Annotated in this window: 18 protein-coding genes; 10 read left to right on the top strand and 8 right to left on the bottom strand. The window is 45.9% G+C overall.

Annotated elements, in window-relative coordinates; all coding sequences use genetic code 11:
* The first annotated feature begins 35 nt into the window (after window positions 1-35).
* From QUB35_RS18865 to QUB35_RS18830, 8 genes are all read left to right on the top strand, one after another.
* Window positions 36-1,190, top strand: coding sequence for a DNA cytosine methyltransferase (locus QUB35_RS18865; protein WP_333143308.1), 1,155 nt, complete (start codon window positions 36-38; stop codon window positions 1,188-1,190).
* 770 nt (window positions 1,191-1,960) lie between these two features.
* On the top strand, window positions 1,961-3,301 hold the full coding sequence (gene miaB / locus QUB35_RS18860) for a tRNA (N6-isopentenyl adenosine(37)-C2)-methylthiotransferase MiaB (protein ID WP_333143307.1): 1,341 nt from the start codon (window positions 1,961-1,963) through the stop codon (window positions 3,299-3,301).
* A gap of 197 nt (window positions 3,302-3,498) precedes the next feature.
* Window positions 3,499-4,569, top strand: a complete 1,071-nt coding sequence (locus QUB35_RS18855; protein WP_333143306.1) for a D-alanine--D-alanine ligase family protein — start codon at window positions 3,499-3,501, stop codon at window positions 4,567-4,569.
* 257 nt (window positions 4,570-4,826) lie between these two features.
* Window positions 4,827-5,909 carry an AI-2E family transporter gene (locus QUB35_RS18850; protein WP_333143305.1) on the top strand — a complete coding sequence of 361 codons (1,083 nt, stop codon included), beginning with the start codon at window positions 4,827-4,829 and terminating at the stop codon, window positions 5,907-5,909.
* A 757-nt stretch (window positions 5,910-6,666) separates the two neighbouring features.
* Complete coding sequence (locus tag QUB35_RS18845) at window positions 6,667-6,852, top strand: hypothetical protein (protein WP_333143304.1); 186 nt, start codon at window positions 6,667-6,669, stop codon at window positions 6,850-6,852.
* Window positions 6,853-6,943: 91 nt separating this feature from the next.
* Window positions 6,944-8,230, top strand: a complete 1,287-nt coding sequence (locus QUB35_RS18840; RefSeq protein WP_333143303.1) for an HhoA/HhoB/HtrA family serine endopeptidase — start codon at window positions 6,944-6,946, stop codon at window positions 8,228-8,230.
* A gap of 407 nt (window positions 8,231-8,637) precedes the next feature.
* Window positions 8,638-9,849: a transposase gene (locus QUB35_RS18835; RefSeq protein ID WP_333143302.1), complete on the top strand. Its 1,212-nt coding sequence runs from the start codon at window positions 8,638-8,640 to the stop codon at window positions 9,847-9,849.
* A gap of 15 nt (window positions 9,850-9,864) precedes the next feature.
* Window positions 9,865-10,686, top strand: coding sequence for an MBL fold metallo-hydrolase (locus QUB35_RS18830; protein WP_333143301.1), 822 nt, complete (start codon window positions 9,865-9,867; stop codon window positions 10,684-10,686).
* Between the two features lie 265 nt (window positions 10,687-10,951).
* On the opposite strand, the gene hcp is transcribed toward QUB35_RS18830, so the two are convergent.
* From hcp to acsF, 4 genes are all read right to left on the bottom strand, one after another.
* Window positions 10,952-12,601 carry a hydroxylamine reductase gene (hcp, locus tag QUB35_RS18825; protein ID WP_333143300.1) on the bottom strand — a complete coding sequence of 550 codons (1,650 nt, stop codon included), beginning with the start codon at window positions 12,599-12,601 and terminating at the stop codon, window positions 10,952-10,954.
* A gap of 242 nt (window positions 12,602-12,843) precedes the next feature.
* Window positions 12,844-14,241, bottom strand: a complete 1,398-nt coding sequence (hemN, locus tag QUB35_RS18820) for an oxygen-independent coproporphyrinogen III oxidase (RefSeq protein WP_333143299.1) — start codon at window positions 14,239-14,241, stop codon at window positions 12,844-12,846.
* 86 nt (window positions 14,242-14,327) lie between these two features.
* The gene (locus tag QUB35_RS18815; RefSeq protein WP_333143298.1) at window positions 14,328-15,074 is read right to left on the bottom strand and encodes a heme oxygenase (biliverdin-producing); all 747 of its coding nucleotides are present in this window, start codon (window positions 15,072-15,074) and stop codon (window positions 14,328-14,330) included.
* A gap of 11 nt (window positions 15,075-15,085) precedes the next feature.
* On the bottom strand, window positions 15,086-16,162 hold the full coding sequence (gene acsF, locus QUB35_RS18810; RefSeq protein ID WP_333143297.1) for a magnesium-protoporphyrin IX monomethyl ester (oxidative) cyclase: 1,077 nt from the start codon (window positions 16,160-16,162) through the stop codon (window positions 15,086-15,088).
* Window positions 16,163-16,173: 11 nt separating this feature from the next.
* On the opposite strand from acsF, the gene QUB35_RS18805 reads away from it, so the two are divergent.
* A complete protein-coding gene (locus QUB35_RS18805) occupies window positions 16,174-16,308 on the top strand; it encodes a hypothetical protein (RefSeq protein WP_333143296.1) in 135 nt (44 codons plus the stop codon).
* 43 nt (window positions 16,309-16,351) lie between these two features.
* A complete protein-coding gene (locus QUB35_RS18800; protein WP_333143295.1) occupies window positions 16,352-16,753 on the top strand; it encodes a helix-turn-helix domain-containing protein in 402 nt (133 codons plus the stop codon).
* 111 nt (window positions 16,754-16,864) lie between these two features.
* Here QUB35_RS18800 and QUB35_RS18795 read toward each other — a convergent pair whose 3' ends face one another.
* From QUB35_RS18795 to QUB35_RS18780, 4 genes are all read right to left on the bottom strand, one after another.
* Window positions 16,865-18,553 carry a glycoside hydrolase family 44 protein gene (locus tag QUB35_RS18795; RefSeq protein ID WP_333143294.1) on the bottom strand — a complete coding sequence of 563 codons (1,689 nt, stop codon included), beginning with the start codon at window positions 18,551-18,553 and terminating at the stop codon, window positions 16,865-16,867.
* Window positions 18,554-18,557: 4 nt separating this feature from the next.
* Window positions 18,558-19,919, bottom strand: a complete 1,362-nt coding sequence (locus QUB35_RS18790; protein WP_333143293.1) for a protein kinase domain-containing protein — start codon at window positions 19,917-19,919, stop codon at window positions 18,558-18,560.
* Between the two features lie 345 nt (window positions 19,920-20,264).
* Complete coding sequence (locus QUB35_RS18785) at window positions 20,265-20,666, bottom strand: endonuclease domain-containing protein (protein ID WP_333143292.1); 402 nt, start codon at window positions 20,664-20,666, stop codon at window positions 20,265-20,267.
* 497 nt (window positions 20,667-21,163) lie between these two features.
* The coding region (locus QUB35_RS18780; RefSeq protein ID WP_333143291.1) for a GUN4 domain-containing protein at window positions 21,164-22,230 on the bottom strand (1,067 nt) is incomplete at its 5' end.

Below are 22,230 nucleotides of genomic sequence, written 5' to 3'. Positions count from 1 at the left end.
TTTTCTGTTTCCCAATTCCCAATTCCCAATTCCCCATGCCAAATTCCCAATTCCCCATCCCCTGTATTTTCTCATTTTTTTCGGGTTCTGGCTTGCTCGATTTGGGCTTTGAGTCGATCGGCTTTAATGTAGCGTATGTCAATGAACTTTTCCCACCTTTCATGCAAGCATACCGCTATTCTCGGCAGTGCATGAATTTGCCGCTACCAGAATACGGATATTGCGAAGGAGAGGAAGCAGATGTAACTCGACTTGTAGGGGGAGAACCAGCTTTTCGCCTGCGGGAATTGATGCAGGATGCCCGCAAGCATCACGATATTGTGGGATTTATCGCGGGGCCGCCTTGTCCTGACTTTTCTATTGGTGGTAAAAACCGGGGTGGGGAAGGAGATAAAGGTCAACTTTCAGCTTCATACATTGAATTGATTTGTCAGCAGCAGCCAGATTTCTTTTTATTTGAAAATGTCAAAGGTTTGTGGAGAACCAAAAAACATAAATCTTTTTACGACGAACTAAAACATCAGTTGGCTGATTCGGGATACGTTTTTGCCGAACGTTTAATTAATGCGATAGAATACGGGGTTCCGCAAGATAGGGATAGAATTATTTTGATTGGGCTTAGAAAAAACCTTGTCAAAAATATGGGCATTTCCCTAGAGGAAAAAAGCCCAATGTTAGCCGAAAGTTTATTTCCTTGGCAAAGTCAGGTATTATATCCCAAATCAGAAATTTTTTCTCATCCTTGGCCAGAGAGAACGGCCTTTGCAGATGATGATTTCGTGCCTTGTCCTGATGGCATTCCCCAAGATTTAACGGTAGAATTTTGGTTCCAAAAAAATGACGTTCTCAACCATCCTAATGCCAAACACTATTTCCAACCCAAAGCAGGCATTAAGCGGTTTGCTTCCGTTGATGAAGGAGATGATTCAAAAAAATCTTTCAAGCGATTGCACCGATGGCGTTATTCGCCAACAGCTTGTTACGGCAATAACGAAGTTCATTTGCACCCTTACAAACTTCGTCGGCTTTCTGTTGCAGAAACACTGGCTATTCAGTCACTGCCAAAAGATTTTGCACTGCCGGAAAAGATGACGTTGACTAATATGTTTAAAACTGTTGGCAATGGGGTTCCTTATTTGGCTGCACAAGGTATTGCCAAAACAATTTTACATTTTTTACAGACAAAATAAATAGAGAAATAGGCACAAATAAACATTAGGATCGCGAATTATACCAATTTTTCATGAGGTTGCATAGAATCCGATCCCCCCTAGCCAAGAGGGCGGGCACGGGGAGTAGGGGTCGCACCGCCCCTACAAAGGGGGGGACAAGATTCTTCTCTAAGTCCCCCAACAATCAGGGGGATTTAGGGGGATCGAGATATGTGCAACTTCACATTAAATTGGTATTAAATAATTTACACAAGTTTGTGGGGAGTAGGGGTTGGGCTTATAGCCCGCCCTTTCTGGACGGGCGGGACGCCCATCCCACAAGAACCATCACGCATTGTAAGTTATTTAATTCTCATTCCTTAGCATCAGGACTTTGGGTGTAGGGTGCGTGAGGGCGAGTAGTTTTTGAATTCAAACTGTGATATTTTTAACACTCACGCACCGCCACAACTAGATTTTGGTGCGTGATGCAGGGTTTAAGATTGATTGTCGGTAGCGCAAGTTAATCGCCGCGCCTCACACACCCTACAGATTTGTGAAAGTGGTTTTTTTAAGAGGCAAGATTGTATGCCTTTGCAAACTATCTTGAAAGGCATTTGCGTTGATCTGCGTTGATCTGCGGTTTCCCCTATCCATCAAAGATTTATGCAATAAGTCTCATAAACAGCAGAGGGTGCTGAGAAAAATAAAAGACTGATAAAAAGAAAAGTTCACAAAGGGTTTAGACTTGTTATATAATAGTTGGTTAAGGTTGAAAACCTATATTTTTTATTTGCCTGCAATTCGCCATGACCGTTAAACCTCGCCGCTATCACATCACTACTTTCGGATGCCAGATGAATAAAGCCGACTCGGAACGGATGGCCGGCATTCTGGAAAATATGGGCTTTGAGTTCTCGGAAGACCCGAACGAAGCTAGCTTGATTCTCTACAATACTTGCACAATTCGCGATAATGCCGAACAAAGAGTTTATTCTAACCTCGGAAGGCAAGCTCATCGCAAGCGCCAAGAACCGGGTTTAACTTTAATTGTAGCTGGATGCGTGGCGCAGCAGGAAGGTGAAGCGCTGCTGCGGAGAGTGCCGGAATTAGACTTAGTAATGGGGCCACAACACGCTAACCGACTTGAAGATTTGCTGGAACAAGTTTTTGAGGGCAATCAAATTGTGGCGACTGAAGCTGTTGAGATTATGGAGGATATTACTAAGCCGCGCCGGGATAGCAAGGTGACTGCTTGGGTGAATGTAATTTACGGCTGCAATGAACGCTGCACTTATTGTGTTGTCCCCAATGTTCGCGGGGTTGAACAGTCGCGAATGCCGGAGGCTATTCGCGCTGAGATGGAAGATTTGGGCCGTCAAGGTTACAAGGAGGTAACTTTATTGGGGCAAAATATTGATGCTTACGGACGCGATTTACCGGGGACAAAACCGGGCGGCAGCAACCAGCATACTTTGACGGATTTGCTTTATTTCTTGCAGGATGTGCCTGGTGTCGATCGCCTCAGATTTGCTACTAGCCACCCGCGCTATTTTACGGAAAGATTGATTAAGGCTTGTGCTGAATTACTGCAGGTTTGCGAACATTTTCACATTCCTTTTCAGTCCGGGGATAATGATATTTTGAAGGCGATGTCGCGCGGTTATACTCAGGAAAAATACCGCCGGATTATTGATACAATTCGCCGTTATATGCCGGATGCTTCGATTACTGCGGATGCGATTGTCGGTTTTCCTGGGGAGACGGAAGCGCAGTTTGAGAAGACTTTGAAGTTGATCGAAGAGGTTGGTTTCGATTTGGTGAATACTGCGGCTTATTCGCCTCGCCCTGGGACGCCGGCGGCTTTGTGGGAAAATCAGTTGAGTGAGGAGGTGAAAGCCGATCGCCTGCAACGAATCAATCATGTAGTGACAACAACGGCGATGGAACGATCGCAGCGCTATTTCGGACGCACTGAAGAGGTTTTGGTGGAAGTCCAGAATCTTAAAGATTCAACTCAGGTGATGGGGCGCACTCGCGGCAATCGTCTCACATTTTTTAAGGGCGATATTGCTGAATTGGCGGGTAAAATTGTGCGGGTTAAAATTACAGATATTCGCGCTTTTAGTTTGACGGGGGAAATGCTTTAAATAGCACCGGAATGAGATAGGGGACGGCTTACTGGTGAACTTTTCTAAGAAGATGTAATTTTTTTTACCGCAGAGGGCGCAGAGGACACAGAGGAAGAGTGGAAGGGAGGAGATAAGTAGTCTTAAAGCGGTTCGTATGTGCCTTAGTTGCGCTCTCTGCGTGTATATTTGTCGAAAAGTCCTAGGAGTAGTGAAAAATGACAATGATGCGGATCGGGCTATTGTTCGGGGGGCGATCGGGCGAACACGAAGTCTCAATTAGTTCGGCGCGGGCGATCGCCCGCGCCCTCGCTGCGGAGGAAAATGCCTCTAAATACGAAGTTCTGCCCTTTTACATTCAAAAAAACGGCCGCTGGCTGTCGGGAACATTACCTCAACAAGTCTTAGCCACAGGAAAACCTCTGGAAATAGAAGAACAAACAGCACAAGACGACTCTCCGGCTGGACAATTTCCTAATTTTAATGCTGTAGATGTTTGGTTCCCTGTTTTGCACGGCCCAAACGGTGAAGATGGTACGGTGCAAGGGTTGCTGAAATTAATGCAAGTTCCTTTTGTCGGTTCCGGGGTTTTAGGTTCGGCGCTGGGAATGGATAAAATTGCCATGAAAATGGCTTTTGCTCAAGCTGGTTTGCCGCAGGTAAAATACATCGCTGTTAACCGTTCGGAAATCTGGTCTAATCCTTGCGTTTTTCCTAAACTCTGTGATAAAATTGAAGCAGCTTTGGGCTATCCTTGCTTTGTTAAACCGGCCAATTTGGGCTCGTCTGTGGGAATTTCTAAAGCTCGATCGCGCGCTGAGTTAGAATCAGCTCTCGACAGCGCCGCCAGCTACGACAGGCGGATAATTGTCGAAGCGGGTGTGGTGGCTAGAGAATTAGAATGTGCAGTTTTAGGTAACGATAATCCCCAAGCTTCAACGGTGGGAGAAATTAGTTTTCAAAGCGATTTCTACGACTACGAAACTAAATATACCCAGGGACAAGCCGACTGCTCAATCCCGGCAAAAGTCAGCGGTGCGATCGTCTCGCAAATCCAAGAAATGGCCGTGCAAGCATTTTTGGCTGTAGACGCAGCAGGTTTAGCGCGAGTAGACTTTTTCTACATTGAATCAACCGGAGAAGTTTTGATTAACGAAATCAACACTTTTCCCGGCTTTACAGCTACCAGTATGTATCCGCAAATGTGGGCAGCGGACGGCATTTCTTTCCCTGAATTAGTAGACCGTTTAATTCAATTAGCTCTCGAACGGCATGGTGAAAAAGGCTGAATCGCGCGCTGCAAACCGCTGCCGTGCCAACCGAAAAGAAATTATTTTCGCAGGTAATATATCCATACCAGCGGAAACGATATAACATAGTTGTGGCAGGCACTGCCTGCCAGCAACCCAATTTACCCTGGCAGAGCAACTGAGAAGTTTCAGCAGTCGGGTATAAATAAATGCACTATAAAATGGTTAACGGAGAAGGGCAAATAGCAGCGCCAATCTCACATCTTGCATCTCAAATTTTAACTCGGTTAACTTAGATGAGACGTTTCACTCAACTGCAGCAGTGGTGGACTTACGGACTGGTATTTCCCCTAGCGGTACTCAACTGCTGGTTAGCCCTCCTAGTCTTTGAATATTTTCGCGCCCTGATTACAGTTTTGGTAGTGGCTACAGTGCTGTCTTTTTTGCTAGATTATCCAGTGCGCTTTCTGCACAGATATGGCTTGAAGCGCGATCGAGCAGTTTTGTCGGTATTGTTTTTGACTTTACTGGTATTGGTGGTTTTAGGTATCACTCTGGCACCCATTCTGCTAAACCAAATCACTGAACTCGCCACCCGACTGCCGACTTGGATAGTTTCTGGCACAGAACAGATTGAAGCGTTCAACAAGTGGGCGGAAAATCGCAATCTCCGCATTGATGTCAGCGGTTTGACTACCCAATTGAGCGAGCGACTTTCATCTCAATTGCAGTCTCTCACTGGCGAAATTCTCAAATTTGGCTTGGGTGCTGCAGACAGTCTGTTGAATTTCCTCCTCACAATAGTCGTGACATTCTACTTGCTCTTGCACGGCGATCGCGTATGGGAAGGATTGTTTAAATGGTTTCCTTCCAAGCATAGCCTTCAATTGCGAGAGTTGCTGGCGCGCAGCTTCCACAACTACTTCGTCGGGCAAGCAACTTTGGCGGGTTTGATGGGATTGTCTATCACTGTTGCTTTTTTAATTATGCGAGTTCCCTTCGGACTTCTGTTCGGTTTGGGTGTGGGTGTAATGACTATGATTCCCTTCGGGGCACCTTTCAGTATTTGCATTGTCAGTTTGCTGATCACATTAAGCAACTTTTGGCTCGGCGTCACAGTTTTAGCTGTCGCTACAGTAATTGAGCAAATAATTGAAAGTGGGGTTGCTCCTCGGTTATTAGGCGGTTTTATCGGTCTCAATCCTGTGTGGATTTTAGTGGCGCTGCTGGTGGGGGTTAAGGTGGCAGGAATAGCAGGTTTGTTAGTTGCTGTGCCGATGGCTGGTTTTATTAAGAATACTGTTGATATTTTGGAAAGTTCGAGGAACAAGTCGAGGGAAATCGATTCGGTTAGTTCCATTGAACCTATGGAGCAATAAAATTCCTCCATAGGTTCAAATTTTAGATTTGAAAAGAGTTTTTGCAGGCTATTGTGACCGAGAGCATCCAGGATACAAGCCCCCGAATTTATCTCGCGCAAGTCAATCTAAAATCTAAAATCTAAAATCGCGCAATCGATTGACTTACAGCATATTCCATGTATATGCGGTACACACAATCTTGTCGTAAGCATCGGTGCGTCGCCACCAGTCAATCTGCAAGTTTCATTAAACATGAGCAGCGACGCACCCTACATAACAATGTACCAACAATTAAGGCGGATACTGTACTTCATGAACCACCGAATATGCTGTAGGTTTAGTTGGTACTTTAGCTTGAGGCTTTATATCAAATCCGGTAGCATCGGAATTATTCCTCTCTGTATTCTCTCCCTCTGCGTTCTCTGCGCCCTCTGCGGTTAAATCATTCCGATACAACCGGAAACGATATTACAGGTTTTTTACTTCCTGCTGTAGGGTGAAGCTTTCGGGTGCTTTAGCTGCTATCCTTCCTGGATTCAGGCGGGGTCAAAAACTCCGTTTCTAGGTTAACGTCGATCGCTCCCAACGAAGATTTTGCGTAGAAACCTGGTTTTGTTGAGTCCAGGATTATTTTTGACCAAGAATTTCAAAGGTGGTACCCGCCACGTGATTTATCCGTGGAATCAATCCAAAATCTCAAATCTAAAATCCTCAAGCCCCCGAATTTATCTCGCGCAAGTCAATCCAAAATCTAAAATCTAAAATCTAAAATCGAATGACTTCGGATATCAATCCTGTGAAAAGTTTGCGGAAAATGCGGAATATGCGGGCTGGCTACCGTAGTTTGTATTATCGCACTCAGACAGCAATTCGCCAGTGCAGACCCTGTTCGATCGCACTCAAAAGCTCGAATCCACAAACAATTTGCCTGCGACGGTCCGGTTTCTACCCCAGCTTGTAGGGTAAACCCCACCAGTCAAGCAGATATCATCAATGCTTGAATAAAAATTAAAGAACCTTTAGTTCTAATTTAATTACAGTAGGTGCTAAAAATGCAAAACCATAATTATAACTCTCGCTCTAACTCCAACCAAATCAATACTATGTCAACCCAAAATATGCCTGCATCTCAGCGTTCTCGCACTTTTGCTTTCCCTAAAAAACTTGCTTTTTTATCCCTCATTTTGCTCGGTTCCACCGCAACTGTTGGGTGCAACGCCCTAACTTCTCAAGTTCCTGGAAGTTCTAACGCCATCAAAGCTGAACCGGCAAGTGCAGCGCCAATCTCAGCATTGCCTGCAAATATACTGCCATCTCAAGACTCTAATTTTGTCACTAAAGTTGTGCAGGAAGTCGGCCCGGCAGTGGTGCGGATCAATTCGTCTCGCACCGTGACGAACCAAGTTCCAGATGAGATCCCCGAGCAATTCCGCCGCTTCTTCGGTTCGGAATCTCCCATTCAACCGGGAAATCGGGTAGAAAGGGGCTCCGGTTCGGGTTTTGTTTTTGGTTCTGATGGCCGCATTTTGACTAACGCTCACGTCGTTAACGGGGCGGATACGGTGACGGTAAAACTGAAGGATGGCCGCGAATTTGTCGGTAAAGTTTTAGGCGTAGATACAGTTACTGATGTGGCTGTTGTTAAAATAGAAGCTAACAATTTGCCTGTGGTGAGTTTGGGCAAATCTGAAGAGTTACAGCCGGGAGAATGGGCGATCGCGATCGGCAATCCCCTCGGTTTGGACAATACTGTGACTGTGGGCATTATTAGCGCTACAGGCCGTTCTAGCGCCGATGTCGGTGTTCCCGACAAGCGCGTCAGCTTTATTCAAACCGACGCTGCGATTAATCCCGGCAATTCTGGTGGCCCGCTGCTGAACCAGCGCGGTCAAGTTATCGGCATGAATACGGCGATTATTCAAGGCGCTCAAGGATTGGGTTTTGCTATTCCGATCGATCGAGCACAACAAATTGCCGACCAATTAGTAACAGTAGGAAAAGCCGAACATCCTTATCTCGGCGTTCGGATGTTGAGCATTACTCCCGAAGTCAAGGCAGAATTCAATAAAAATCCCAACACCAAATTGAGGCTGACTGAAGATAAAGGCGTGTTAGTTTTGGGAGTTGCGAAAAATTCTCCGGCGGCACAAGCTGGAGTTCGCCTTGCCGATGTGATCAAGAAAATCAACGGTAAAGAAGTAACTGATGCTGGCAGCGTACAGCAAATTGTCGAGAAAAGTACAGTGGGCAGCGATCTGCAGCTTGAATTGAGCCGCGGCGGACAACCTGTTACTGTGGCGGTGAAAGCGGGTGCTTTTCCAGCGGATCAGGAGCGGTAGAATTGTTGATTGAAACTTAGATATTGCACCATTCTCAATTAGCATTTTATGAACAGGCAAGATGCCTGTTCCACAAGAAAATTAATCTCTTGTGGAACGGGCATCTTGCCCGTTTTTGAGAATGCTGCAAGAGGTGAGTTTTAATCGGCTTGGTCTGTGAGACGGGGTTTAATCCCCCGTCGGGATGTGGGGGGTACTCATTGTTACCATAATTTATAGAAATCGAACATGAAAACCCCGTGACTTTAGTCCGGGGATGAAAGGGAGAAGGAGGCTTTAGCTTCCCAGTATCTTTCATTAGATATTAGGATTGCAACTTAGGATACAACTCTGTAAAGTCTTGTAAACACTTTGATGATATTAAGCTAGTGCTGTTAGCATAAGAAGAACGTGATGAGGTCGAAGTCATGCTAGTTTTTGAATTCAAAGCATACGGTAAAAAGCAGCAATTCGATGCTGTAGATGAAGCAATTAGAACAGTGCAGTTCATCCGTAACAAAGCATTGCGCTTTTGGATGGAAAACCAAAAAGTCAACAAATATGACTTGAATAAGTACAGCGCTGTTTTAGCTAAAGAGTTTCCGTTTTGCGATGAATTGAATAGCATGGCTCGACAATCAAGCGCCGAAAGAGCGTGGTCGGCAATCGCCCGCTTCTACGACAACTGTAAAAAGAAAATTCCCGGGAAAAAGGGATTTCCGCAATTCCAGAAAGACAACCGCTCAGTCGAATACAAAACGACCGGGTGGCGTCTAGCGACAGACCGGAAATCTATCACTTTTACAGATAAGAATGGAATCGGGAAACTCAAATTAAAAGGAACGCGAGACTTACATTTCTATCAGCTTAGCCAAATTAAGCGAGTGCGCTTAGTCAAACGAGCCGATGGATACTACATCCAGTTTTGCGTTCAAGTTGACCGTTCCGAGAAGATTGAAGTTACAGGTAATGCTATTGGATTAGACGTGGGGCTCAAAGAGTTCTACACAGACTCTAATGGTGTTACAGTCGAAAATCCGCGTTTTCTGGGCAAAGGAGAGCGCCGACTAAAGAAAGCCCAAAGGCGGCTTTCAAAGCGAGTCAAAGGTTCAGAAAATAGAAAAAAAGCTAGGGTAATTCTAGGAAAACGCCACCTCAAAATAAGTAGACAGCGTAAAGATTTTGCTGTGAAATTAGCAAGATGCGTCATCCAGTCAAACGACTGTGTAGTCTATGAAGATTTGAGAATCAAAAACATGGTGAAGAATCACTGCTTAGCTAAATCGATTAACGACGCATCTTGGTATATGTTTCGAGTGTGGATGGAATATTTCGGTAAAGTATTCGGAAGGATTACAATTGCCGTGCCAGCCCACGGGACGAGTCAAGAATGTTCTAGCTGCGGAACCATTGTTAAGAAAAGTCTATCAACGCGAACTCACGCTTGTCGGTGTGGATGTGTATTAGATCGCGATCACAACGCAGGTAGAAATATCCTAAGTCGGGGATTGAGTACGGCGGGGCACGTCGGAACTTGGATCTTAGATCCGAACGCTTGTGGAGAGTTGACCGCTACCGATGTTGAAGTAATTCTGCATCGGCAAGTCGATTCTGCGAATCAAGAATCCCCTCGGCTTTAGCCAGGGGAGTGTCAAGTGGACAGTACCTGCATTGACTGCGATACTTGTCGGTGGATGGCACCTGAAGTATTTACTCAAGCGGGAGAACAGTCGGCAGTTTACCACCAGCCAACTAATGACACTGAAGAAATGCGATCGCTCGCGGCTCTTTTGTCTTGTCCCACAAGTTCGATAGGGACTGTAGAAAAACCCAAAAGGATCAAAGAAGCCCAGCAACTGTTACCCGCACTCGTAGCAGAAAATGTCTATCACTGCGGCTACCACTCAGAGAATTCCTACGCTGCAGCCAGCTATTTAATTGTCCGCCCTGAAGGAAACATTTTAGTTGATTCTCCCCGTTTTGTGCCGCCGCTAGTCAAAAACATAGAAGCAATGGGCGGCATTCGCTATATGTACTTGACTCACCGCGATGATGTCGCAGATCATCAACAATACCGCGATCATTTTGGGTGCGATCGCATCATTCATTATGACGAAATTAACGCTGATACTTGCCGTGTAGAAATGCAATTGTCGCCCACCGAACCGTATCAACTAGCAGATGATTTGTTGATTATATCGGTGCCAGGTCACACGAAAGGTCACACAGTTTTGCTTTACAATAACAAGTTTTTGTTCACCGGCGATCATCTTGCTTGGTCGGAAAGTTTGCAGCAGCTAGTTGGCTTTCACGATGTCTGTTGGTATTCTTGGCCGGAACAAATCAAATCTATGCAGAATTTGGCTAATTACTCGTTTGAATGGGTGTTGCCGGGACATGGCCGCAGGTATAATGCCGATCGACAAACAATGAGCAATCAAATGCAAAAGTGTATTGCTTGGATGCTCGATGCTTAGTGCGATCGGGTTCATAACTCCGACCCAGCCAGATTCATTTGACCTCGGTAGCCTGTGAAAATCCGACTGCCATCTTTTAGAATATGAATCTCCATCCGATCGCTCGCCCATTCCTATCTCTCTTCTCGACATCTGCGTGAATCAGCGTCAATCCCTTATCATCTGCGGCTCGATAAATTCTCTTTTTTTCACCGCAGATGAGGGCAGATAAACACAGATTAACGCAGATGAATCCCTCTGAATAGACTTAGCGAATGACTGCTAATCAGCTCAAGCAAGCTGCCAGATCGGCATCAGGGGTGGTAATGGCCTGCAAGTTATATTTCTCCGACAGAAGCTTGAAGACATTGGGAGAAATAAACGCCGGTAATGTCGGCCCTAGACGAATGTTTTTAATCCCCAAATGCAAGAGAGTTAGCAAGACGGCTACTGCCTTTTGTTCATACCACGACAGAATCATGGAAAGGGGTATATCGTTGACACCTACCTCAAAGGCATTGGCTAGGGCTACAGCAATCTGAATCGCTGAGTAGGCATCGTTGCACTGACCAACATCCATCAGGCGGGGTAGTCCGTCAATGTCGCCCATTTGTCGATCGAAGAAGCGAAACTTACCGCAAGCTAGGGTGAGCACGACACAATCATCAGGCACTTTTTCTACGAACTCGGTGTAGTAGTTGCGATCGGGTTTGGCTCCATCACAGCCCCCTACCAGGAAGAAATGGCGGATTTTACGCTGTTTCACAGCCTCAATGATTTTATCTGCCACCCCTAGGACTGTATTGTGAGCAAAACCAACTGTGACTTCCCTGGGGGGTGCATCTTCGGTAAAGCCGGGAAGTGCCAGTGCTTTCTCAATAACGGGAGTAAAATCGGGTGTGCCATTGTCGATCTCACTCAAGTTAATCAGACCCGGATAGCCGACGGGGCCAACGCTAAAGAGTTTATTTTCATAATAGGAATGGGTTGGCATTAAGCAGTTGGTCGTAATCACGATCGCACCGGGGAACTTGCCAAAATCCTTGGTTTGGTTCTGCCAAGCAGTGCCGTAGTGACCGTATAGATGGGGGTACTGCTGTTTTAGTTTGGGATAGCCGTGGGCTGGTAGAAGTTCGCCGTGGGTGTAAACAGTAATTCCAGTGTCTGCTGTTTGCTTGAGTAAGCCTTCGAGTTGTTTGATGTCATGTCCTGAAACCAGAATCGCCTTCCCTTGCCGTGGATTGAGGGGAACAGGCGTGGGAATTGGATGCCCATAGGTACCGGTATGTCCGGCATCCAATAGTTCCATAGAGCGCAGATTAATGGCTCCCACCTCAAGAGCAAGATCCACCCACTCCTGCAAGCTCAAGGTCTGGTTATCGAGGGCGACAAGTGCCTCATAAATGAAACGATACACCCGCTCGTCTTCCTGGCCCACTTCGTAGGCGTGGAAGGTGTAGGAGGCAAGACCCTTAACCCCATATAGCACTGTGAGTTTGAGTGAGAAAATATCCACATTCGAGGCAGACTGACTGAGGAACTGGAGGGAAATCTGCTCACCCTGCTCAACCAGGCTCTCCTCAAAGTTGGGTTCAAAGTCGGAAATTGCAGCCCAGGTGGGTGGAGTGTCTGTTGCTTGCTGCACTTGAGCCTTGAGGTTGGCGCGATGGGCGATCGCTTCTTGGAGATACTCAACAAACCGCTTTTCGGAAAAGTTGACATTCGTCATCGTGGCAAAGATCGTTTCGCAGGTGAAGACATCCACTGCATGAGTATCAATGCCTAACTCCTTTGCTTTTAGGGCAATCGGAGCCAACCCGCGCAGATAATAAATCAGCAAATCTTGGATAGCATTCACCTGGGGACTTTTCCCACAAGCACCAAACTGATGGCATCCTTGTCCGCTTGCTGTTTGTTCGCATTGTTCACAGAACATTGATTTTTTCCTTGTTGAATTGGTTAGAATTTACGCAACAACTCGGTTATGAAAGTATTTATCCGTCTCTGACTATGTTAACAAATCTGAGTTAACTCACATCTTGTAGCATTCTCAAGAACGGGCTCTCCGGCCCGTTCCATAAAGAGTGAATTTTGTTGTGGAACAGGCCGAAAAGCCTGTTCCTAAACAAGTAATTGAGAATGGTGCAACATCTCAGAGTTAACAAATCTGACGATGATTCATAGGGACTTGGAAAACCGTTTGCTTGAGTGGCGGATGAGATAGCTATCAAACACGGATGCAATATTGCGAATTAGCAAGCGGCCGAGCGCGGTTACTTCAATGCCATCGCCCCAACGTTTGATTAACCCATCGGCTTCTAAGGCATCAAGTTGTGGCAAAACCTGAGCGAAATAGTCATTAAAATCGAGATCGAAGCCGAGATGGTATTTTTCTTCCAAATCTTGCACCGACAGTTGGAATTGACACATTAATTCCATAATTACTGTGCGCCGAATCAGATCGTCCTGATTAAGTATAACACCTTTTTCGATCGGCAATTCCTTCCCATCGATCGCCCGATAAAAATCTTGCAATCGCTTGTGGTTTTGGGTATACACATCCTGCAACATACTGATGGAAGTCATGCCAAAGCCCAACAGATCCGATTCGGGCTTAGTGGTATAACCCTGAAAATTACGATGTAGTTGCCCAGCTTGTTGCGCGATAGCTAGTTCATCATTAGGCTTAGCAAAGTGATCCATACCAATAAACACATAGCCATTTTGCGTCAGTTGGTCGATCGTACTTTGCAGAATTTTCAGCTTTTCGCCCGCAGTCGGCAAAGCAGATTCTGGCATTCGTTTCTGAACCGGTTTGAGCCAGGGAACATAGGCAAAATTAAAGACAGCAATGCGATCGGGATTTAATTGCAAGGTCTTCTTTACTGTGTCCTGGAATGTTGCTTGTGTCTGGAAAGGTAAGCCGTAAATCAAATCCACATTGACACTTTCAAACCCAGCTTCCCGCATCCAATCCATCACATCAAACAACATCGCTTCGGGCTGCACCCGATTGATCGCTTCCTGCACGATGGGATTAAAGTCTTGAATGCCAAAGCTAATGCGATTGAATCCTAATTGTCGCAAAAATAGAATATATTCGCGATCGATATAGCTAGGATTGACTTCGATCGATATTTCTGCAGCGTCATCGAACCGAAAATATCGATTTAACTGGTTCCAGAGACACTCTACCTGACTGCGATCGAGATAGTTGGGCGTGCCGCCGCCCCAGTGCAACTGATGCACCAGCCGATCGGCATCCACCAAACTGGCAACTTGGCGAATTTGGCGATCGAGATAGCCTAAATAGGGTTCTACCACCTCCTTGCGCTGGGTAATGATGGTATTGCAGCCGCAGAAATAACAGGGCGTTTCACAAAAGGGGATGTGGCAGTAAAGCGATAAGGGGGTTTGTTTGTGATTGCCGACGGCGATCGCGGTTTTAAATGCGTGGCGATCGAAATCAGTGCTTAATTCTGTGGCGGGTGGATAGCTGGTATAGCGAGGTAAAGGCTGGTTGTATTTATTCAACAATGCAGCATCAAATTCAACCGTTTGTGATAACTGTTTCATTAACTAATGTATCCTTCTGTTGTTGTGTAAATTCAGAACCCCGGCATATTTTAGAGATAGGATCGATCTTGTTTTCCTTGGGCGAGTTATTTTGCGACAGATTCTCGCTTGGCATGAGGGCTGCGGCCTTCTGTGCTACCGGGGCGATCTTGCCGAGTCAGCAAATCAAAGGTATGGTCTCCAATCGCCGCTTTCACATCGGCTTCGAGTTCGTGCATTACATCCTGGTTAAGGGTAAATGCCGTATTTGCTTCGGCGACAATTCGCTCGATCGTGTCAGCATCCACCGGAAACTCATCAAAGGTTTGGCGATAGCGTTCCTTAAATACTCGCCTTGCTTCTGGTGTCGAGATTTGGGAAAATTCATAGAAATTTGTTCCCTGATCCGGCGGCAGAGACAACGCCGATCGAATCACATTTTTCAAGCTTTGTCCGCCGGATAAATCACCCATGTAGCGGGTGTAGGCATGGGCAATCAGCAGGACTGGATCGGTTGCTGAGAGGGTTTGAATGCGATCGCGATACACAGAACCCGCTGGCGAAGCCGTAATTTCCTCCCGCCAATTTTCACCGTAATAAAAAGCTAGATCGCAAGCCAGATTCTCAGTGCGATTTAACTCCGGGAAATAGAGGGTTCCGATAATCGGGTGGTTGACATGGTTCTGCAAAGCCGTTTCTAAGGCGCTGTAAACAAAGTACAAATCGGCAAATAGTTTACGCAAAGGTTCCCGTTCCACAATGCCTTTGATAAAGCATTTCATAAATGCCGTATTTTCGGCTGTGGTGTGGGATTGCATCGTGCCTTCTCTGAGGCGTGTCGATAGATTAGTCATGGCAATATCTCCTAATTAATAGCGGTTCTGGACGATTCAGCATTAATCGAAGGCAGTAAATAAAGGCGCAACAACTGCCACGCGATCGCAGCAATCCAGGGTAATTTTTGGCAAAATTGGATGGCGGCAGGGCGCTGGTTAGTTGAGATTTCTGCTAGCTTCTGATTGGCGATCGCACATCGATCCAAACGGGGAAAGAATTCTGGATGGTGGGTATCTAAAATACTGGGAAACGCCCGTTTTGCTGTTTCATTGGTGTGATGAATCACCTGCTTGTTATATTCATCGGGGTCGATGCCGATGGAGTCATAAAATGTGGAGCGTTCCAACACCGTCATTGTATGGGTGGCAAACACCGTCAGTAGGAAAAAGCGCGCCCAGAGTCTTGCCTTCCAGTTATTCCAAAGCTTAGGCTGCGATCGCAACAAAGCCTTAAAGAAATCCCCATGCCGATTTTCGTCTTGGCACCAATTCTCGAAGTAGCGAAACAGGGGATAAATTTGATGTTCTGGATGTTGTTCGAGATGGCGATACACCAAAATATAGCGCCAGTAGCCAATTTTTTCCGACAGATAAACAGTATAAATTACCCATTCTGGAGGGAAGAATGTGTAGGTACGATTTTTTGTTAAATAGCCCAGATCGAGAGACAACCCAAAATCTGCCATCGCCTTATTCAAGAAACCGGCATGACGCGCTTCATCCCGTGCCAGTAAGCTAAAGGCTTCCGATAACAACGGTTGGCGATTCTTAAGTTTGCGGGAGAGTTCTTTGAACAACAGAAAACCCGAAAATTCTGAGGTACAGGATCGCTCTAGAAAGTCAATAAATGCCTTTCGCGTTTCGCCATCAATGTTGTCCCAGCATTGCTCAAACTCTTGATTTCGGACAAAATGGTGGCGGTTATAGTCCGCGCGCAATTCTGCTACAACTGCTTCTAATTCCGCTTGTTGCCCGGACAGATCCATTTCGGCAACGGCATCAAAATTGGTGGTGTAAAAGCGGGGTGTTAACAGGGTTTCTTGAACAGGTGCTTTAATGCTGGATGGGAGACCAGCAGACTCCGATTTACTAATTGAACTGACCATAGGAGTGGAGAGTGGATTGTTCGGAATTGATGACTGTGCACCACATTGCCTTAATCCGCGATCGCCCACAAGTCAGTTACCAGTGGTATCCTATAGTTACTTTAGGTAAAGCATTGAAGCCAATAGGACGCTTGAGCCATTTCTAAAGAAATATGGAAATTATCGTGAAGGCAACTGTGCAGGGAGTTTATGGTGGAAGCGAGTCAGTGCGTAGAGGTTAAATGTCCGATTCAATTTGTGCTGGATTTGTTGGACAATAAATGGTCAATTTTGGTTCTACGCGAACTGTTTGGAGGCGCGAGGCGTCCCCACGAATTACTCACGGCACTCCCTGGCATCAGCACCAAAACCCTCACCCAACGCCTACGAGAGTTGGAATCTCAAGGGTTAGTTGATCGGCGTGTTTATGCCGAGATTCCGCCCCGCGTAGAATATTCCCTCACGCCCAAGGGTCGCCAAATTCAACCGGTGATGGTAGCCCTGCATCAAGTAGGATCGCAGTGGCTGGGACAGGAGAGTTGCATTTGTCCACTAACACACTCGGATGCTAAGGACGATCGCAGGAACGCTTCAGGTCTAATTTCAGATTAAAAATGTCAGAATTATTCCTCTCTCTCTTCTCTTCCTCAGTGTCCTCTGCGCCCTCTGCGGTTTAATCATTCCGGTTCTGGCGGGCGAATTCCGTGGCTTAAGTTAAGTCCGCTAAGAATTAGCCTTGGGAATAGCCACCAAAGTCATAGAATTAGCGGGATAAGTTGCCTGGAATCCAGTATCACTGACATTTAAATCGCTCTGACGGACGATCGCCTGCAAATTGGCCTCGCTGTAAGTGTAAAATTCAGCTTTACCCGCCGATTTAAATCCTTTCAAACTCAAGTTGCTAGTCAAATTTTTGTTGGTTTTATTAATAATTACCAGCGTCAGAGTACCATCACTGCTGCGATCGGCTCCGTAAATTGACAAAAGTCCTTGATCTGTGCTACCCGATCGCACCCAAGTATCGCCATACTTACCGCCTTTTCCGTCATAATTCATGTACATTCGGAAAGCATAGGCCCCCGGTTCCGAAGACTTAGGAGGCCCCCACAGCGTCGCTAAATCCACTTGTTCCCGCCCAAAAATCCCCAGTACGTCGGCTTGGGCTAAGGCGCCGTTAATCGACTCTAAACCGCCCCAATTGTATTCAGTAATCGCGACTTTTGTACCTGGATAATCTTGATTTACCCACTCTCGAAACCGGGGGATAATTGTTAGGGGTGGATTGTATTTACCAATCCAACTTTCATCAGTATAGGTAGCATCCCATAGAGAACGAGTCGATCGCAGTCGCAGCGCTTGGGTGTTGGCATCGCCGGCGGGACAATTGGCCAAACAGGTATCGTCCGCCGAAGGATAGTAGTGTTCGTCGAAATAGTCGAGAATCCGAACACCTTTTTGCTTTTCATAAGCGCGCATTTGTTGCAAGTACCACCGCGCAAACCAGACACCGCCGTGCTTTTCGCGATCGCCCTTAACCCCCGAATCCACATAGACAGGCCAGCCAAAATCCGACGGGCCGAGTACCTTAGCAGTTGGATCTGTAGCTTTTACCATTGAGGCATATTGGTAAGTGCGATCGCGCAATTCCTCGTAACTCGTCGCTTCTGGATGAACATCGCGGTGAGTATTTCCCCAGCCGCTTGGTTCATTGTCCATTTGATAAATTTGCACGCCGCCCTTAGCAGCAGTACCGTGGGTTTTAATTAAGTGTTGAACCCAAGCTTTTTGAAATGCTGGGTCGCTAATAATACTGACATCAAGGCGATTATTATCAGTTATCAAAGTACCGTCGGGACGCTTACCGTTGCCGCATTTATCACCTTCTGGAAAAATGTAGGGATTTGTTTTTTCTTGTGGCCCGTATTTGGATACTCTAAACCCGCAGTTCCAAGTGCTAAATTTATTTACATAGCCAATCATCGGAATTGTAACGATGCTTTTGCTGCCGTTTTGGCGGTTGATTTTGACAATTTTATCTATAGAATCACCGGGAACAGGATTTTTCTTGTCGCCGCCACCCACGAAAAAGAAGTCATCGCCGCTGTTGGAAGAATCGACTAACCAGTTGTAGCGGCTGGTGTGATTGGCCCCCCAGCGTTCTACTGGAATTCGTAACTCTTTGGCGATTGTGGGATCTAGGGCATAATCATTCATACCATAGATGTCAGGACTGATGGAATGTCGATCGGCTGTCACATCAACAGATAAGGTGGGATTGACTGTTTGGGCTATGCCGTTTTTGAAGTAAACTGTTGTGGAGGCAATTGCCAAAGCGGCGATTAAAGCTAACAAAAATAGGACAAGCCAACGAGGTTTATTTTCGGGAAACTGCCACAAAAATCGTGCATTCATTAATTTATGGTAGAGTATTTAATAGGGCTTGTTTATAATCTACTGCACTTTTGTAATAAATTTCAGGATTGTCGATTAAAGCGCGATCGATAACTGCGGCTAGCGGTTGAGGAATCGAGGAAGTGCGATCGCGAATAGGAACTGCATCATTATCCAAAACAGCACGAAACGGGTCTAATCCTGCAAAATTGCGAGGCGAATATCCCGTAATCATCACGTACAAACAAGCCGCCGCCGCCCACACATCAACCTCCGGTTTCGCATACTTATAATCAAGCACTTGCTGTCGCGGCATAAAATACGGCGTACCGACAGCATTACCAGTCATCGTTTGGCCGCTTAAACCCGCTTGATCGAAAGCTTTTGCTAACCCATAATCCCCAATCTTAGCAACTTGTTTCCCACCCACATTCGCCAGAAAAATATTCCCCGGCTTCAAATCCCGGTGAATCAAACCCCGTCCCTTTGCAAAACTACCATCAGCCAATCTGACATTGGGAATTTCCGCATTATGAGTGTAAGTCAAACCATCTAAAACTTGCACAATAATAGCCACAGCCTCATCAATCGGCAAAGTGCTGACACCGCGTTTTGCCATCAAATCAACAACACTACCGCCCTCGCAGTATTCCATCGTGAAAAAGAAAGTTTCATCAGCATAACCAGACTCTTTAAATCCTACCACATTCGGATGCTTCAAACATTTAGTATTATCAACTTCCCGCAAAAACCAATTCACAGCCCGCTGATTCGCAGCAACTTTTGGTAACATCACTTTCAGGGCGACTTCTTCATTTGTTTGTTTATGTCGCGCCAAATAAACCAAACTAAAACCTCCCTTACCCAACTCCTTCAGTAAAACATAATCCCCCAGAACTCCAATATTAGTTTTACCAGCCACAGCTTTCAACAGAAAAGCTTGCAGCATTTCCCACAGATTGGCTTGATTTGAGGGAATGATTGGGGGTGATTGTTGTTGGATATTTTTGGCGATTTCCGGGTCAAGGGTAACAGCAACTCGAAAAGAAGTATCGCTGAGTGTAAATTCATCTCCCCCCTGCAAGTCGTATTCTGGAAATTGAATTTGAGCAGCTTCTTCGGGAGTTTGATGGGCTTCTCGCTGACCGATTTTTTCACCGTTTACAAAAGTCCCATTTTTGCTACCAAAATCTCGCACGCGGATATCGGGAGGATTGATATCTAGCAAACAGTGATAGCGGGAGATGGTGGGGTGTTTGTCGTCGTCGGGAATTTTGGGATAGCAATCTTTGGCGCGCCCGATAATGCAAGTAGTGCGGGTGTCAAAGGCGAATTCTTGGCCTTTGAGATTGCCTGCGGTGATAGTGAGGGTAACTTTTGAACTCATATAAATTGTAAATTATGAATTTTGGATTATAGACACTTTTGCACCCACCCTTAGTAAAATGCTAACTCTTGCTCCCCCCCTTAGCAAGGGGGGGCTGGGGGGGGGGTAAAAGAGTTGATGTTATAAACGATTAAATCTAATCTACCCTCCTAACTCTTACTCCCCACCCTTAGCAAGGGATTAACTCTTACTCCCCCCCTTAGCAAGGGGGGGCTGGGGGGGGTAAAAGAGTGGATGTTATAAACGATTAAATCTAATCTACCCTCCTAACTCTTACTCCCCCCCTTAGCAAGGGGCTAACTCTTACTCCCTCCCTTAGCAAGGGGCTAACTCTTACTCCCCCCCTTAGCAAGGGGGGGCTGGGGGGGGTAAAACACCCGATGTTCTCAACGATTTAATCCCCTCCACAATCACCTCTAAAACCCCATCCAAATTATGATAAACATCATCATTAGTAAACCTCAAAAAATGAATTCTTGCCGACTCAATAAACTCTTGCCTTTCTGCATCATATTCTACAGCGCCATCCACAAAATGGCTGTCACCATCAACTTCCAGTGCTAACTTGATTTCTGGTGAATAAAAATCTAGCGCAAATGCTGCTACACTGTATTGTCTGCGAAATTTACAATTCTCAAGCTGTCTGTTTCTGATCCGTTTCCATAGCTGCTTTTCAGCTTCTGTCATTTCTGCGCGAAGCTTCTGCCGCTTGAATTTTTCTGAGCTTCTGTTGTAGAGTTTTGTCATTGTTATATAGGATTTAACCCCCCCCCAGCCCCCCTTGCTAAGGGGGGGAGTAAGAGCGTTTTTTTAGTTTGTTCGTTTGTTGTTTAGATTTTTACCCCCCCCAGCCCCCCCTTGCTAAGGGGGGGAGTAAGAGCGTTTTTTTAGTTTGTTCGTTTGTTGTTTAGATTTTTAACCCCCCCCAGCCCCCCCTTGGTAAGGGGGGGAGTAAGAGTTATTTGAGTTTTATTGTTGGTTGCTTAGTCTTGGTTGTTAATGCAAACTACAAATTTTGTTTCTTGCGTTATGGAGTTTGGAGGCTGTTGGTGGGGAGGCAGAAACCGGGTTTCTTCCTGAATCTGGGTGATGATGCGTAAATTATCGCAGAAACCCGGTTTCTGAGATTGATTTTACTTTGATTATTTGCTCGTTATGTCCCGAAAACCCCGTCGGAAACCTAGACAGGGCATGGTTTCGTGGTTTTGGGCTTTGTTATAAATCTTTATGAAATCCTGAAACGCTTAGATGTTACAGTCTACAAGTCTCGACGCGAAAAAACAAAAACACCACCTCCCCCCAATCCGACCTTTAAACCCGTTAACCATCCCACCCAACGGGAGGTGAGCTTCTGGTGCTCTCTCTGAAAAAGTGAGGTCTTTGTAGTACAGCCATTTGTCATTTTTTTTCCAGCCTACCTGATCGCCAAACGCTTCCGATACTGTAATATCATATTTCCTAGTTCCCCCCAGACTTTGATAAATACGCTTCTGCACGCTAAAGCCGAAGCGCCCATCGCTGTATTTTACCCAAAGTTGGTCAATAGTTCGCAAGTCCTCGCAGGGGAATTTTTCAATACTCTTTGTATCCAGCCATCCTTCTTTCTCCCTACCCGCCACCTTCAACATCACTCTCAGAGTTTCCTCATCGGCTTCTTGCCACTTTTTAGCCGCCAATAAATTCCGCAAGTTTATATAATCCATCCCCACGGCTGAAATCACCCGCGCAGTCTCAGGAGGCGCTGGTTTCGGTATCACCAAATCCAACAAATTCAATTGCACTGTCTCCAACAAATTCAATTGCACTGTCTCCGCCTTTTTAGCTATCCCTAAATCCAAAGCAACTTTTTTAGGCATCACCAAATCCAACCATTCCTGCACCGACTGCGGGCGATTTTGCGGTTCCAACTCCATCCCTTTGATAATCGCCGCATTCACCCTGTTACTAATTTGATCATTGTGCTGTTTCGGCGGAATTAAAAGCACATTTTGCTTCCTAAATTCCGACGGAAACGGCATCTCACCAGTCAGCATCACGTACAGCGTCGCCGCTAGCGAATAAACATCACTATAAGACCCACATTCTCGTCGTTTTTCTGACAATTCGATGGGTGCGTAATACCTGGTTCCAACATTTGTATTAGTCCTCAACTTCCCCGGTGCAGTAGGCTGTCTTGCTATACCAAAATCAATTAAAACCGATCCTAAACCCTGCCGTCTGAGCATAATATTTTCGTAAGGATTCAGGTCAAAAAAACTTAAGTGGCGGCATCTGGTAAAATAAAGGAATGAAAAAGCCCACAGCCACCAGA

This window comes from Microcoleus sp. B13-B6, from assembly GCF_036705405.1.
Classification (GTDB): domain Bacteria; phylum Cyanobacteriota; class Cyanobacteriia; order Cyanobacteriales; family Microcoleaceae; genus Microcoleus.
The sequence above is the reverse complement of the archived record's forward strand: the minus strand, read 5'-3'. Positions and strand labels throughout refer to the sequence as shown.